Raw genomic sequence first — 14,568 nt, forward strand, 5'->3', positions numbered from 1 at the left:
GCTTTCGGCGGCGCAGAGCCGCACCGCGGCGCTGAAGGCGCAGGTCGACCAGCTGCGCCGCTCCGGCGGTGCGCCGGACGCCACTTCGGAAGCCATGCGCTCGTCGGTCATCTCGAGCCTGCGGGCGCAGGAGGCGACGCTTGTCGACCAGGTCTCGCAGCTCGGCACTGAACTTGGGCCGCGCCACCCCTCGATGATCGCCGCCCAGCAGCAGCTGCGCGACACGCGCGCCCTCATCGCGCGCGAACTCGGCCGCATCAGCGCTGCCGCCGAAACCGACTACGAGCGGGCGCTGGCCAACCAGCAGGCACTGGAGGCCAAGGTCGCCGGCATGAAGAGCAAGTCGCTCGACACCGACCAGGCCTCGGTCAAGCTGCGCGAATTGCAACGCGACCTCGAGGCGGTGCGCTCGGTCTACGCCACCTATCTGCAGCGGGCGCAGGAAACGCGCGAGCAGATCAATGTCGACAGCACCAATGCGCGCATCATCTCCAACGCCATGCCCGCCTTGAAGAAGAGCTGGCCGCCCTTGCCGCTGCTGGTTCTCGGCGCCCTCTTCGGCGGGCTGGGGCTGGGCACCGCGCTGGCGCTGATCGCGGAATATTCCTCGCCGACCGTGCTTTCCAGCGCGCAGATGCAATCGGCCATCGACGCGCCGGTGTTCGGCGTGCTGCCGGCAAAGGCGGGCAGTGGCCGCCGCTGGTGGCCTTTCGGCGGCGGCGCCGCCGCGGCCGGCCAGAAGACGGATGCGGTCGCGGGCCTGGCGCTGAGGCGGCTGTTCGCCTCCAGCCGGCGCCCGCCGAACTGGCCGCTGGTGCCGTCCATCCTGCTGACGTCGCCGCCGGAAGACGCCGCGCATCGCGGCCGGGTGGCGCGGCTGCTCGCCAATGCCGCGGCCGCCAGGGGCAGCCGCGTCCTGTTCATCGACACCAATGCCGGCAGCGGCAAGAAGGAGCCGCAGCCCGGCCTGCTCGACGTGCTGCGCGGCGAATATGCCTTCGAGGCACTTAGCCAGCACACCCCGGGCAGCAATGTCGCGGTGCTGGGCAGGGGCCGGCAAAAGGCCGTCTTCTCCGAGGCGCAGGGCGTCTATTTCACGCAGCACATGCTGGCCCAGGCGGGCCGCAACTTCGACCTCGTCGTCGTCGACGGTGGCGCGCTGGCCGACAATCTCAACGCCTCGCCGCTGGTCGCCATGGTCGACGAGATCGTGATGGTCGCGACGCTGAACTCGACACCGATGCGCGACGTCACGGCAGCTTCGCAGGCCATTTCCGTCATGGGGCGGCTGCCGACCGGCGCCTTGCTGGTCGACGAGGCGGCCTGACATGGCCGCGACCGGGACCGCCACCCGGACGGCCAACCCGGCAGCCGGCTGGGCCGGTTCGGGTCAAGGCCGCGCCGGCGATACCGTCGACTGGGTGACGCGCTTCGGCCTGGTCATGACGGTGGCTTTGCTGTTCGCCATCTCCGGCGGCATGCTGTGGCTGGTGGGCTACAATTACGATGGCCTGACCGGGAACCCGGCGACCAAGATCCATCCGTCGACCTATCTGCTCGTGCTGGTGTTTGCCTGGCGCGCCTGCACCTTCGGCAACCCGGTCGGCTATATGGTGGCCGTCGCCGACCGGCGGCCGGCCAGCACGCTGATGGCGGTCATCTCGATCGTGCTGCTGGTGGTCGTCGTCGCCAGGCAGCGTCCCGGCATGGCCGGCATGATCGACACTTTCGTGGCGCCGGCGCTGCTGGTGATGATGCTGGCCGAGGACGACGAGAAGACATTCGCCCGGATGCAGACCGTCGTTCACGCCATCATGACCGTGAACGCGCTGCTCGCTCTGTTCGAGTTCGCCACCAAGACGCTGCTCTTCCCCTATCGCCTCGACGGCGAGGTGTTCATGAGCGACCTGCGCTCGACGGCGCTTCAGGGTCATCCGCTGTCCAATGCCACGGTCACCTCGATCTATGTGCTGGCGCTGCTCTCCGGTTCGAGATCCCTGTCCATGCCGCTGCGGCTCGGACTGATCGGCCTGCAATTTGCGGCACTCGTCGCCTTTGGCGGCCGCTCCGCGATGGTGCTGACCATCGTGCTCGGCGGCTGCTACCTGCTCATCCAGGGGCTGCGCGGCTTGCGCTCGGGGCGCGTCAACCTGCTTGGCGCGGCGCTCGGCCTGATCCTTGCCGCGCTGGTGCCGGTGGTCATCGCGGTCGCGGCGGCATACGGCTTTTTCGATGCGCTGCTCGAGCGCTTCGTATCGGACTCCGGCAGCGCCAATGCCCGGGTCGAGATGTTCGAACTGTTCAAATATTTCGAACTGCGTGACCTGATCGTGGGGCCGGATATCGACCTCATCGAAAGCCTGCGCCGCATCAGCGGCCTCGAACAGGGCATCGAGAACCCGGTCATCCGCATGGTGCTCTACCAGGGTGCCTTCTTCACCTTGCTGTTGTTTGTCGGCTTCGCGCTGTTCATGCACGAAGTGGCGCGCCGCTGCCATGCCGGCATCTGGCTGCTGATGCTGGGCTGGCTGATCCTGCTCAACACCTCCGAAAGCCTGGCGTCGAAGACGACGCTGATGACCAAATTCGTGGTGATCGCGCTGGTGCTGTACCGGCCGGCAAGGGGTGTGGTGAGGACGAACAGGTCGCGGTGATCGTCTACGAAGGTGCGTCTGTCGGCGCCGCGAACTCTGCCTTAAACAACATCAGGATTCTATCGAGCGCCTGGGCTTCCGAGATGCCTTCGGCGACATAGGCTCTTGCAGCATGGCGGGCGACGTCAGCGAGCAAAAGTCCCCACGCACCGGGTTCTTTCCATGTTGTCTTTAGAACAAGTTGTTGCGCCGCTCCCGGTTCTGCCCATACCCGCAGAACTTCTACAGCCCTTGCGTTCTTTGCATTCGGTGGTGGTGAGAGCTCGCTCTTAAGTTTCCCAAACATGAGTCAACTCCTGGTCAAATCAATCAACGACAAGTGCAGACCGAGCAAAGGCGCGATCCGTACCCGCCTATTCCGGCATCCTCAACCCAAGCGCCTCGACCATCGCCGGATCCAGCGCCCGCGTGGTGTCGTCCATCATGCCCATGCCGTCGAAGAGGTCCCAGAAGGCCCAGGGGAAGCCGGCCGCCTCGGCGCTCTGGCGGACGTCGGAAATGTAGCGGGCGCGGTCGGGGTTGGGGGCGGCGGTGTAGCGGGCGTCGGTGCGCAGCGCGCCGAATTCGCCCATGATGACGCGCTCCGGGGCGATGCCGTTCCTGTCGGCCCAGTCGCGCGCCTGGCCGAGATATTTGTCGATGAACCAGCGGTCGGGCCGGGCGTCGAAATAGACTTTCAGCACGCGCTCGGTTTCGGCATAGGCGGCCTGCTTGTCCGCTTCCGGGGTCTCGGCATCCTGCGCCATGCGCGCCCTGACGGAGGCGAGCGTCTGTTCGAGCGAACCAGCGGAGGCCGGCCACGGCACATTGTTCAGCGAACGGTAGACCGGCTCGCGCATCCAGGGCGCGCCCTGGTGGCTGAACAGATAGGGCTCGTACAAGTGGAAGGTGAACAGGATCGGCTCGAAGGCGGCCAGCGGCGCCGGATCGAGTGCCGCCAGCCCGCTCACCATCGAGCCGCAGCCGCCGGTGACGACCAGCGGCAAGGTCCGGGATGACGCCCGGGCCGCGGTCAGCAGGGATGCCTGGACCTGCGACCAGACGTTGGAATCGCAGGATTGCGCCGGTTCGTTGACTGGTTCCAGCGCCACCATGCCCGGTGTGAACCGCGCCAGCCTGCCGGCAAGCTCGCCGACCAGCGCCCGGTAGAGCTCGAAGGCCGGTGCCTCGGTGCTGGAGGTCATACGGTCGGGGTTCCAGTAATGGGTGGCGCCATTGGCCTGGACGTTGACGATGATGCCGAGACCGGCGTCGAGCGTGGCGGCGACGGCAGCATCCAGCATGTCCAGCAGCTTGCCGCGCGTGGCGGTGTCGGCGGCCAGGAACGGGCCGGGATCGACCGGCAGGCGGATGAAATCGAGCCCGGTCTGGCGTAGCCGACCAAGGTCGTCCGGGGTCGGCACCGGCCGCTGCGACTGGAAGGGCGGCCAGTCATAATCGGTGCGCGGCGCGGGAAATTCGCGTGTCAGCGAGAACCAGGGCCAGGCGTTGACGCCACGGCGGAAACGCCATGCGCCATTGGCGGCAAGGGCGGACGAGGCGGAAAGTGGCGCCAGCGATGCGGCGGTGGGCACCAGCGCCGTCGACAGCGCGGTGGTGAGAAGCCGCCGGCGCGACCAGCCCGTCATACCGCGCCGGGCGAGGGGCGTTCGATCGCGGCCGTTCTCGCGGCGCTCACGCCGAGAAGCCGGTAGGCCTCATTCTCGTAGGCCAGCAACACATCCTCCCAGCGGAACGCTTCGCGGGCGCGTGTCCTGGCGGCCTCGCCGCAGGCCTTGACCAGCGCGTCGTCCTCCATCGCCTGCTGCATTCGCTCGGCGCAGCCTTGCGTATCGGTGAAATAGATGGCGGCGGCTCCGGCGACCCATCTGTTGTAGGGATTATCGTGCGCGATCACCATGTTGCCGGCGGCCAGCGCCTCGACCAGCGACGGGTTGGTGCCGCCGACCGTGTGGCCATGCATATAGGCGCGCGCATGGTATCGCAGCGCCTTCACCGCGGCCTGGTCGTAGATGGCGCCGGGCAGCACCACGGAGGCGTTCGCCGCCTTGCGGACCGCGACGTGATAGGGGATCTGGTCGGACAGCGTGCCCAGCACCACCAGCTTCATGTCGCGCTTGCGGCTGCAGAAGGCTTCGACGATCGGCAGGATGCTGTTGTCGGGCTCGATGCGCGCGATCGAGATCAGGTATTTTCCAGGCTCGAGGCCGAGCGCGCGCACCGGCGCCTCGGGTGCCGATGTCACCGGATCGGCGCCATAGGCGATGGTGGAAATGGCGCTGCGCGGCCGGCGCGTCGCCAGGTGATCGGCAATGACCGGATGGTCGGCGACCAGCCTGTGCGAAGCCCAGGCGCCGATCCACTCATTGAGCCAGAACCAGGTGCGCGCCGCGCGCCCCCATTTGGGGCGGCGCCACTCGATGCCGTCCATATTGGTGATGACCTTGCGCCGCATCAGCCTGAGCCAGGTCAGGAAGACCGCGCCATTGTAGCCGAGCACCAGGCAGACGCCGGGCCGGCGCGCGGCGTCGAGCACGCATTGCCAGTCGAATTCCAGCGTCGCGCGCGGGCCTTTCGACCCGACCTGGACGTGGATGAGGTCGATGCCGCGCCAACTGTCGAGGCGCACCCTCTGGTCGACCCGCTCGACCTCTTCCTGGCAGTAGACGCCGACCTTCCAGCCGCGTGCGACCAGGAAAAGCGCCAGTCTCTCGGCGAAGGTCTCGAAGCCGCCATGGGCCGCGGGGATGCCGCGCGTTCCCAGGATCAGGATGGAAGGCTGTTCCGGTTTCATGGCTGCTGGCGCTTTCAAATCCGTCCGACCCGCTGTGGAGGGCTGTCCCGTCTTAAAACCCGGCCCTGCAAAATGCCTGCCAGGCCCGATTCCAGCCATTGTCGCATTCGGGTTGTAAAATATTTGTTCCAGCCGCCGGCGTTGTTTCACTATCGGTCAACTTTCCGAACGTATGTGTACCGAAACGAGGCGATGCCGGGGCCAGTCGGCCCGCGAATGGATATATTAGCCCGGCATGAACCTTGCTGATGGACTTCTGCGCGCCGGAATCGGCGGAAGGCGTGCAGCGTTGGTGTGGTGAACCGGATCCAGATCCGTTTCATGACCGCACTAAAACCAGTGAAGTCCAAAGGGGTGTTGGGCTTGACGTTTCCGGTCGCCGGTATGGTCAGGCGGCGGAATCGTCACACCACCCCTGGCAGAAAGATGCGCGTGAAGATGCGGATTGCCTGCATCCATCAGGGCTACGAACTCTACGGCTCCGACCGCAGCTTCGCGGAGAGCGTGGCGGCGCTGCGCGCCGCGTTTCCGTCGGCCGACATCGAAGTGGTCCTGCCGCGCAGCGGACCGATCGTCGAAATCCTTCAGCCCCATGCCAGCCGCATCGTCTTCGAGCCGCTCTGGGTGCTCAGACGCCAGGCGATGCTGAGGCTGGCGACCATCGAGATGGCGCGGCTGCCGGTCGCGCTGTGGCGGGCATGGCGGCGCCTCAGCGTTTGCGACCTCGTCTATGTCAACACCTCGATCGTCGCCGATTATGCGCTGGCCTCGCGCCTGCTGCCTTCCAAGGCTCTGCTGCACATCCATGAAATTCCCGAAGGCGTGCTGCGCCGGATCCTCGTCGGGCTCATGCACTGGAGCCATGCCGATCTCATCTTCAACTCGAAAGCGACGCGCGACACGTTCGGCGAGCCGCGATCGGCGCGCTCCTATGTCGTCTATAACGGTGTTGCCGGTCCGGCGGCGGCGGAGGCGATGACCTATGACGGCAAGCGCCCACTGCGGGTGCTGCTGCTCGGCCGCGTCAACCGGATCAAGGGCCAGGAAGTGCTTCTGCAGGCGATCGCCTCGCTGCCGGCTGAACTCAGGTCAAGGATCGAGGTGCGGCTGGTTGGCGGCGCCTTCGAAAGCGTCGAGCGCGAACGTGCCCTGGCGGAACTGGTCGAAACCATGGGGTTGGCCGGACAGGTCAGCGCCTTGCCCTTCATCCCTGACCCTTCGGAGCATTATCGCTGGGCCGACATCGTCACCGTGCCGTCGCGGCGTCCGGAATCGCTCGGCCGTGTCGCCATCGAGGCGATGGCCTATGGCCGGCCGCCACTGGTGTCGGCGATCGGCGGGCTGGTCGAAGTGGTCGCCGACGGCGAGACCGGCTGGCATGTTCCGCCAGGCAATACCGCGGCGTTGGCCGCGAAGTTGCAGGAGATCATCCTCGCCCCTGAAACGTGGTGCGGTTTCGTCGCCGCCGGGCGCAAGCGCTACGAGACGGTGTTCAGCGAACCGGTCGCCGCGGCCGCGATCGCGGCGATCGCCGCCGACAAGCTGAAGGCTGCCATCGCAAGGCCGGGCCGGACGGCCAGCACCCGCCAGGTGGAGACAAGGCCGTGAAGTTCCCCCTCCATCTGGTGCGGCGCCTCGTGCTGATGATCGGTGGCGAGGCGATGCAGAGCGGCTTTCATTTCGCCCTCAACATCGCGCTGCTGCACATGCTGTCGGCGCAAGGCTACGGCCTTTTCGCCATCGCCATGGTGATGGGCGGCGTCGGCCTGTCCTACATCAGGTCGCTCACCGCGGTTCCGGCCTCGATATGGATGGGCAAGAGCAGCAACAGCGCCGGCGTCGATGCCCATGACGTGGCCTTCGGATCCGCGGCGCTGGTGGTGTCGCTGCTGATGGCCATCGGCACGGCTGTCCTGATGCGCCTCCTTGGCGACCCGAGCGGCATTGCGGCCGGCTGCTTCGTCGGTGCCTGGTCGCTGCGCAGCCATATGCGCACGGCATTCTTCGCGCGCCGCCAGCAGGTGATCGTCTCCGTCAGCGACGCGGCCTTCACAATCGCAGGCACCGTGTTCGCCGGCCTGGCGATCTGGTTTGCCGAGGCCGCGCTGCAGACCGTGTTCTATGCCCTTGCCGCTGCCAATGTGATCGGCATCCTCGTCCTGGCCCGGCTGGCGCCGCGCACGCTTCGCATCAGCTTCCGCATGCCGACACGGCGGCGCTACACCAGACTCTGGCGTCAGCTGTGCTGGTCGGCCTTCAGCGCGACCACCACCAACATCCAGGGGCAATGCCTGGCACTGCTGGTCGCCGGCATTGCCGGACCCGCGGCTTACGCGCCGCTGGCGGCGGTGATCGTGCTGTTCGCGCCGCTGCGCATCATCAGTCTTGCTTTCGTCAACATGACCCAGCCGGAACTCGCCAAGCTGATGCGGCGCAATGAAACGCGCCGCGTCTGGTCTCAGGCGAAGATCTGGTCGGTGGTCATGGGGCTCGGCGGCCTGGCCTATGGATGCGCCATCCTGTTCGTCCTGCCGATGATCAAGTCCCAGGCTCTGCAGGATGCCTCGGTCGGGTTCATCGGGCTTTTCGTGACGGCGAATTTTATCCCGATCATGCTCTACATCATGCCCCGCATCGTCCTTGAGATATTCGGTGATTTCCGCATCGTCGCCTTCATCACCATGGGCGGCGCCATCGTCGGGCTGGCGTTGATCGCCATCCTGCTGGCCGTCGCGTCCCCACCATGGGCGCTGCTGGGCTCCGCGGTCTCCGAGACCTTCGTGCTCGCGGCATCATGGTATTTCGCGCATCACCGCATGTGGAACATCGAGCATCCGGACCAGCAGCGTAACAGCCGTTTGGGCTCCTGGCGGCGGGCGCTCACGTTCGCCGCGGTAAAGCGATAGGAGATGGATGTGCCTGGCCAGGCGATGCAAATTGCTGCGGTGGATGACGGCTTGCCCGTGGCGGGAGCCTCCCGTCCCGTGACCGTCCCCGCAAACGATGCCTACACGGCGCGATTGCACACAAGCCTTGAAGCGGTCAGGCCGCTCTGGCTGCGCTTCCAAATGGACGGTGTCTGCACCGCCCACCAGCATTTTGCCTGGGTCGAGGGGATCGTGGCGCGGCTGATGCCGGTAGGCGCGGAGCCGCTGATCGTTGAAGTGAACGACGCGGTGACGGGCGCGCCCTTGATGCTGGTGCCGCTGATGCTGCGCTCGGCCTTCCAGCATCGGGTGATCGAGTGGCTGAGCTGCGGGGTCTGCGACTATTCGGCACCGCTGCTGGCCGACGCGGGTGCGTGGACCGCCCAATCAGCGCAGGCTGCGTGGGCCGCGGTGCGTTCCGTGCTGCCGTCGGCGGATCGCTTCCATATCACGGGAATACCGCAGCAGGTCAGCGGCGTCGCCAATCCCCTGGCCTTGCTGACGACCACGCGCGATTCCGTGCAGACCACCTTTGGACTTGCCATCGACGGCGACCCGGAAACCGTGCTCAAGCGTCTCTGCAGGCCATCTTTCGTCAAGGAATTCGGCAAGGACTGGCGCCGGCTCGAAAGGCTCGGCGATGTGGAACTCGTCCAGGCCGTTTCGCCGGACCAGGTGGAGGAAATCTTCGGCGAACTGGTCCGGATGCGGCTCAGCCGGTTCCGCGAGCTTGGCCGCTTCGACCTGCTGACGCAGGAGGCGGTTGTCGATTTCTACCGCGACGCGGCCATTCAGGGCTTGTCGGACGGTTCGGTGCGGCTCTTCGGGCTGCGCGTCGGCGGCTCCCTGATCGCGGTTCAATATCTGCTTGTCCATCAAGGGACTGTTCATGCTCTCCTGATAGCTATGGACCAGAGCGTCGTTCCCAATGTCTCGCCTGGAATGGCGATCATTGGCAGGTTGATGAGGTGGGCACGCGAGCAAGACCTTGGTTATTTCGACCTGTCGGTCGGCAACCAGAGCTACAAGGAACATATGGGCGCCAAGGGTTCGGTTCTTGTGGAACTCTGCCATGGGTACACGATGCGGGGCAGGGCGGCGAGCAACGCCATCGATCTACGCAACCGGACCGAAGCCTTCGTGCGATCCAAACCACGGCTGCTCAACGTGGCCCAGAGACTGATGCGAGGTTTGCGGCGTTCGCGTGGAGGACGTTGAGAGCAGGCCTGAACGGACGGGAGAAGTACGTGGCAGGCCAGGCAGTACGAATAGTCGCGGTGGGGGATGCACCGGACCAACCTCTTTCCCCAATTATCGCCGGTTGGGGCGCCGCCGCGCGCTTTGCCGCGCGGCTGCACACCAGCTTCGATTCCGTAAGGCCGCTGTGGCTGCGCCTCGAGGCGACCGGCGTGTGCACGGGCCATCAAGGCCTTGCCTGGGTGGAAGGGATCGCAACCCGGCTGATGCCCAAAAGCGCGGAACTGCTGGTCGTCGAGGTCAACGACGCCGATACGGGCGCGCCGGTCATGCTGTTGCCGCTGATGCGCCGCCGGGCCATGGGCCATTATGTGATCGAATGGCTGAGCTGCGGCGTGTGCGATTATTCCGCGCCGCTGCTGGCCGATGCGAGACCCTGGACCACGCAGAGCGCCGACGCCGCCTGGGCGGCGGTGCGCGCCGTTCTGCCGCCGACGGACCGCTTCCACATAGCGGGGATTCCGCGGGAGATTCACGGCGTCGCCAATCCGCTGGCGCTGCTTTCACAGGCGCGCGATTCCATCCAGATCGCTTCGAGCCTGGCCCTGAGTGGCGATCCGCAGACGCTGATCAAGCGCATCTGCAAATCGTCCTTCGCCAAGAATTTCCACAAGCACTGCCGCCGCTTCGAACAGATGGGCAAGCTCGATCTGGTCGAAGCCGAGACGCCCGACATGGTGGAGGCGCATTTCGCGACCCTGCTCGAGCTCAGGCTCAACCGCTTCCGTGAGCTCGGGCGCTTCGACCTCCTGACGCAGGCGCCGGTCGTCGATTTCTACCGCAACGCCGCCCTGCAAGGCCTGTCCGACGGCTCTGTGCGGCTGTTTGGGCTGCGTGTCGGTGAAGCCTATCTCGCCGTCATGTACGTGCTTGTCATGAAGGGCACCTTGCACGCGCTTCTGCTCGGGATCGATCAGGACGCGGTGGCCAACGCCGCGCCAGGCCTGACGACGATTGGCAAGCTGATGATGTGGGGAGTGACGCAGGGGCTCGACTGTTTCGACCTGTCGGTCGGCAGCCAGGGCTACAAGCAGCACATCGGCGCTTCGAGCGTGGCGCTGGCAGAATTGTGCGAGGCGGTGACGCTGCGCGGCCGGGGCTCGACCGCCTATATCAAGCTGCGCGGGAAGACCGAGCTTTTCGTGCGCTCCAAGCCTGGGCTGTACAAGGCCGTGCAGGGCGTGATGCGGCGGTTTCGGCGACTGAAGAATTGAAGAATTGAAGAATTGCTGCTCCCGAGGTGGCTTCGGGAGCAGCGATTGACGGCTGCACGCGACGAGGTGACGGCTCACAGCGGCTCGGTGTCGAAGAGCAGCATCGTCACCAGATCGTCATCCCCGGCGAGTTTGCGCCGGTCCACCGCGCAGGCCCGGCCGATCTCGCTGTCAAAGGCCGTGCGAATGGCCTCCAGGCTGTCGAAATAGAGGATGGCAACCCTGAAAGGTGTCTCGCCCGGCAGGACATTCATGATCGGCTGCCGGCTGATCTCGTAGCGCCGCAGTCCGGGCAATTGCTTGGCCAGCGGCACGTGAATGTCGTGGTAGTGGCGCTCGAAGGCCGCCGGATCGGCGGGGGTTTTGTAGATGACAAGCATCTTGGCCATGGTGGTGCTCCCTGTTTGAGGTGACCGCGCCGCGTCGGCGCCGCACCAATGTCGTTCGGCGGGAGCGTATTTCGACAGGCATGCGGTTTTCGCGAGACCAACGGCATGGGGCCGGCGCCAGACGACTTCCGCGCATCGCCATCGCCATCGCGGCCGCCAGCCGGTGCCTGCAGGGCGATGCGGTTGATCCATGTCAAAGCGGATCGTCGTCGACGCTTTTATCTGATCCACTGTCTTGGGAAGGACACAAGGCGGTGGGTGGTTCCGGGCCGGCAAGCTGAAAACAGCTCCGGTCCGGACTGCTTGCAAGTTTTTGCCGGTCCGCGCCGTGTTCATGCCCGAAATTGACAGGAAGGCGTGTCTCCGTCATCCTTGAGCCCAGTCGCCTGATGTGTCAGGGCGACCGAGGGCAGCGTCATGTTCAGTCCCGTCACCAGCCAGAATGCCAAGCGCGCCGCCGTGCGCAAGGCGCTCGACGCCCACAAGGTCTACATCACCGCGCAAAGCTTTTCGGACGGGGCCTATCGCGCACGCGTGCTGGTCGACGGCGAGGCCTATTGGGTGGATGAGTTCCGGCTCGCGCAGCTGCAGCAGGGCCTGTCGCCGGCCGAGCTCGAGCTGACCCCGGCTGCCGACGATTGAGAGCGTGACTTCCATCCGTTCCGGAACGCGGCGGTTGCTCCTGCTTGCCAAGCGCTTCGGTCCTTGACCATGCCCGCTCCCGCCAAACTCAAAACCTATCGCGCCAAGCGCGAATTCTCCAAAACGCCGGAACCGGCCGGCGGGCCGATCACCGGCGACGGCAACGGCTTCGTCGTCCACAAGCATCACGCCACCGCGGACCATTATGATCTGCGCCTGCAGGTCGGCGACGTGCTGAAGAGCTGGGCGGTGCCGCGTGGGCCCTCGCTCAACCCGGCCGACAAGCGGCTGACGGTCGAGACCGAGGACCATCCACTCGAATATATCGATTTCGAGGGCGTCATTCCCGAGGGTGAATATGGCGGCGGGCCGATGATCGTCTGGGACACCGGCACCTGGGCGCCGATGGACGATGTCGAGAAGAGCCTGCGCACCGGCGCTTTCAAGTTTCGGCTGAGCGGCGAAAAGCTCAATGGCGGCTGGATGCTGACCCGCCTGAAGCCCAAGCCCGGCGAGGACGAGAACAAGAAGAACTGGCTGCTGTTCAAGGAGCGCGACCTCGCCGCCGACACGGCGCTGAATATTCTGGAGGCGCGGCCGGAAAGCGTGAAATCCGGCCTGCGCATCGAGGAACTGGTGGCCGCCGCGAAATCGGCGGCGAAGTCCGCGCCAAAGCCGGGTTCCCTGAAACCCGGCGAACTGCCCGGCGCGGTGAAGGCGCCGGCGCTCAGCCGCATCGAGCCGCAGCTGGCGACGCAGGCGCTTAGGCCGCCGGGCGGCGAAGGCCCTGCCGAGAACACCAACGAACTCTGGCTGCACGAGATCAAATTCGACGGCTACCGCACCATGGCGCATCTGTCCGACGGGCAGGTGCGGCTGATCACCCGCGGCGGCATCGACTGGACGAAGCGCTATGGCGACCTGCCGCATGCCTTCGCCAAACTGCCGTGCCGCGAGGCGATCGTCGATGGCGAGATCGTCGTGCTCGACGCCAAGGGCATCAGCCGCTTCGCGCTGCTGCAGGACGCGCTGGCCGAGGGCGCCGGCAGCAAGCTGCATTTCTATGCCTTCGACCTCCTGCATCTCGACGGCTGGGACTTGCTGAAAGCACCGCTCATCCGGCGCAAGGCGCTGCTGGCCGAGCTGCTTGGCGGGCTCGGGGCGAATTCCGCCATCCAGTTCTCCGACCATGTCGAGGGCTCCGGGCAGGGGCTCTATGACCAGGCGACGGAGCTCGGTCTCGAAGGCGTCATTTCCAAGCGCGCCTCCGCGATCTACCAGAGCGGCCGCACCAAGAGCTGGACCAAGTGCAAGGCGCTGCAGAAGGACGATTTCGTCATCGCGGGTTACACGATTTCGGACGCGGCGGAAGGGCTGGCGGCACTCGGCATGGCCGAGTGGGAGGAAGGCGAACTGCACTATCGCGGCAAGGTCGGCACCGGCTTCGATGCCGAGACGGCAGCCGACCTGCTCGCCCGGCTGGAGCCGCTGACTTCCGGCGCCACGGCGCCGGAAGGCGTGCCGCGCGAGATCATGCGCGAGATGCACTGGGTGAAGCCGCTGTTTTCGGCGCGCATCCATTACGCCAACCGCACGGCGGACAATGCGTTGCGCCATGGCGTGTTTCGCGGTCTCAGGGGTGTCGGCCTGTCGACGCCGGTCTCGGCCAAGCGCAAGCGGCTGATCTCGGAGGCGGATCTCGCCACCATCTGGGTGACCAATCCGGAGCGGAGGCTGTTCGGCAAGACCGGGCCGACCAAGCTCGACATCGCCGTCTATTACGCGCTGGTCGGCGACTTCATGCTGCCGCACATCCTCGGCCGCCCGGTGTCGCTGGTGCGCTGCCCGACCGGCCTGCCAAAGGATTGTTTCTTCCAGCGCCACGCCTTCACCGGCATGCCGCCCTCGGTGGTGACGTTCCAGGCGACCAGTTCCGAGGGCGAGACCAAATCGTACCTCTCGGTCGAGGGGGCAAAGGGCTATCTGGCGCTGGCGCAGTTCGGCGTCGTCGAATTCCACACTTGGGGCACGCACCGCTTGAGCCTCGACAAGCCCGACCAGATCGTATTCGACCTCGACCCGGGCGAGGGAATTTCCTGGCGCGAAGTGGTGGAAGCCGCCGTCCACATCAAGGGCGAGCTCGAGGGGCTGGGGCTGGTGCCGTTCGCCAAGACGTCCGGCGGCAACGGCATCCACATCACCGTGCCGGTGACACCCAAGCAGAACTGGAAGAAGCTGCACCAGGCGACCAGCGCCATCTCCACGCATCTGGCGGCGACCGCGCCCGACACATTCACCACCACCATGGGCAAGGAAAACCGCAGGAAGCGCATCTTCATCGACTATCACCGCAACGCCCGCGGCCACACTTCCGCGGCGCCTTATTCACTGCGCGCCCGCACCAATCTGCCGGCCTCGACGCCAGTGAGCTGGAGCGACCTGGAGGCGATCGACGCGCCGCAGGACCTGAATTATTCCTCGCTGCCGGGGCTGCTGGAGACGTCGGGCGATCCCTGGGCGGATATCGAGGATTTTGCGCGGGATTTGCCGGTATTCGAGGGGGCGAGGAAGTAGGCGCGAGATAAGGGCCGCCCCGATCGGTGGTCCCGCCAGCGTTTAAAATTCCAGTCCATCGACGCTTCTTACAATTTGAATTATTCTCCCCAACAACCCCTCCAGCGCCCTAAAACA

The 14,568-nt window shown here is 65.8% G+C and carries 12 protein-coding genes; 8 read left to right on the forward strand and 4 right to left on the reverse strand.

The window, feature by feature from the left end; all coding sequences use genetic code 11:
- Together FJV80_RS15800 and FJV80_RS15805 are read left to right on the forward strand one after the other, a co-directional pair.
- Positions 1-1,327 (forward strand): GNVR domain-containing protein (locus tag FJV80_RS15800; protein ID WP_210251486.1); only part of this gene is annotated, 1,327 nt, incomplete at its 5' end.
- A 1-nt stretch (position 1,328) separates the two neighbouring features.
- Positions 1,329-2,654: a VpsF family polysaccharide biosynthesis protein gene (locus FJV80_RS15805; RefSeq protein ID WP_142876864.1), complete on the forward strand. Its 1,326-nt coding sequence runs from the start codon at positions 1,329-1,331 to the stop codon at positions 2,652-2,654.
- 4 nt (positions 2,655-2,658) lie between these two features.
- Here the strand turns inward: FJV80_RS15805 and FJV80_RS15810 are convergent, their stop codons facing one another.
- The 3 genes from FJV80_RS15810 to FJV80_RS15820 all read right to left on the reverse strand — a co-directional run bounded on the left by FJV80_RS15810 (position 2,659) and on the right by FJV80_RS15820 (position 5,448).
- On the reverse strand, positions 2,659-2,940 hold the full coding sequence (locus FJV80_RS15810; RefSeq protein WP_095789264.1) for a DUF5076 domain-containing protein: 282 nt from the start codon (positions 2,938-2,940) through the stop codon (positions 2,659-2,661).
- Positions 2,941-3,007: 67 nt separating this feature from the next.
- A complete protein-coding gene (locus FJV80_RS15815; RefSeq protein ID WP_142876865.1) occupies positions 3,008-4,282 on the reverse strand; it encodes a cellulase family glycosylhydrolase in 1,275 nt (424 codons plus the stop codon).
- On the reverse strand, positions 4,279-5,448 hold the full coding sequence (locus tag FJV80_RS15820) for a DUF1972 domain-containing protein (RefSeq protein WP_095789266.1): 1,170 nt from the start codon (positions 5,446-5,448) through the stop codon (positions 4,279-4,281). Before FJV80_RS15820 ends, FJV80_RS15815 begins: the two co-directional genes overlap by 4 nt.
- Positions 5,449-5,886: 438 nt before the next feature.
- On the opposite strand from FJV80_RS15820, the gene FJV80_RS15825 reads away from it, so the two are divergent.
- The 4 genes from FJV80_RS15825 to FJV80_RS15840 are packed head-to-tail and all read left to right on the forward strand — an operon-like array spanning position 5,887 to position 10,846.
- The gene (locus tag FJV80_RS15825; RefSeq protein WP_142876957.1) at positions 5,887-7,056 is read left to right on the forward strand and encodes a glycosyltransferase family 4 protein; all 1,170 of its coding nucleotides are present in this window, start codon (positions 5,887-5,889) and stop codon (positions 7,054-7,056) included.
- On the forward strand, positions 7,053-8,354 hold the full coding sequence (locus FJV80_RS15830; RefSeq protein ID WP_179296010.1) for a hypothetical protein: 1,302 nt from the start codon (positions 7,053-7,055) through the stop codon (positions 8,352-8,354). Before FJV80_RS15825 ends, FJV80_RS15830 begins: the two co-directional genes overlap by 4 nt.
- Positions 8,355-8,357: 3 nt before the next feature.
- On the forward strand, positions 8,358-9,593 hold the full coding sequence (locus tag FJV80_RS15835) for a GNAT family N-acetyltransferase (RefSeq protein ID WP_185975217.1): 1,236 nt from the start codon (positions 8,358-8,360) through the stop codon (positions 9,591-9,593).
- Positions 9,594-9,622: 29 nt separating this feature from the next.
- Positions 9,623-10,846, forward strand: a complete 1,224-nt coding sequence (locus FJV80_RS15840; protein ID WP_142876867.1) for a GNAT family N-acetyltransferase — start codon at positions 9,623-9,625, stop codon at positions 10,844-10,846.
- Between the two features lie 74 nt (positions 10,847-10,920).
- On the opposite strand, the gene FJV80_RS35050 is transcribed toward FJV80_RS15840, so the two are convergent.
- Positions 10,921-11,466 (reverse strand): EthD family reductase, encoded by a 546-nt coding sequence (locus FJV80_RS35050; protein WP_246688983.1) that lies wholly within the window; start codon positions 11,464-11,466, stop codon positions 10,921-10,923.
- Positions 11,467-11,652: 186 nt separating this feature from the next.
- Between FJV80_RS35050 and FJV80_RS15850 the strand changes: the two genes are divergently transcribed.
- Entirely contained in the window at positions 11,653-11,877 is a 225-nt protein-coding gene (locus tag FJV80_RS15850; RefSeq protein ID WP_142876868.1) for a hypothetical protein, read from the forward strand.
- A 69-nt stretch (positions 11,878-11,946) separates the two neighbouring features.
- Positions 11,947-14,451, forward strand: a complete 2,505-nt coding sequence (gene ligD, locus FJV80_RS15855; protein ID WP_142876869.1) for a DNA ligase D — start codon at positions 11,947-11,949, stop codon at positions 14,449-14,451.
- The last annotated feature ends 117 nt before the right edge of the window (positions 14,452-14,568 follow it).

The sequence above is a fragment of the Mesorhizobium sp. WSM4310 genome (assembly GCF_007003935.1).
Lineage (GTDB): Bacteria > Pseudomonadota > Alphaproteobacteria > Rhizobiales > Rhizobiaceae > Mesorhizobium.

What these genes read in the sequence shown, in the direction of transcription:
- FJV80_RS15815 (WP_142876865.1), bottom strand. Translation starts at nt 4,282, where the DNA reads ATGACGGGCTGGTCGCGCCGGCGGCTTCTCACCACCGCGCTGTCGACG.
- FJV80_RS15820 (WP_095789266.1), bottom strand. Translation starts at nt 5,448, where the DNA reads ATGAAACCGGAACAGCCTTCCATCCTGATCCTGGGAACGCGCGGCATC.
- ligD (WP_142876869.1), top strand. Translation starts at nt 11,947, where the DNA reads ATGCCCGCTCCCGCCAAACTCAAAACCTATCGCGCCAAGCGCGAATTC.
- FJV80_RS15850 (WP_142876868.1), top strand. Translation starts at nt 11,653, where the DNA reads ATGTTCAGTCCCGTCACCAGCCAGAATGCCAAGCGCGCCGCCGTGCGC.
- FJV80_RS15825 (WP_142876957.1), top strand. Translation starts at nt 5,887, where the DNA reads ATGCGGATTGCCTGCATCCATCAGGGCTACGAACTCTACGGCTCCGAC.
- FJV80_RS15810 (WP_095789264.1), bottom strand. Translation starts at nt 2,940, where the DNA reads ATGTTTGGGAAACTTAAGAGCGAGCTCTCACCACCACCGAATGCAAAG.
- FJV80_RS15805 (WP_142876864.1), top strand. Translation starts at nt 1,329, where the DNA reads ATGGCCGCGACCGGGACCGCCACCCGGACGGCCAACCCGGCAGCCGGC.
- FJV80_RS15835 (WP_185975217.1), top strand. Translation starts at nt 8,358, where the DNA reads ATGGATGTGCCTGGCCAGGCGATGCAAATTGCTGCGGTGGATGACGGC.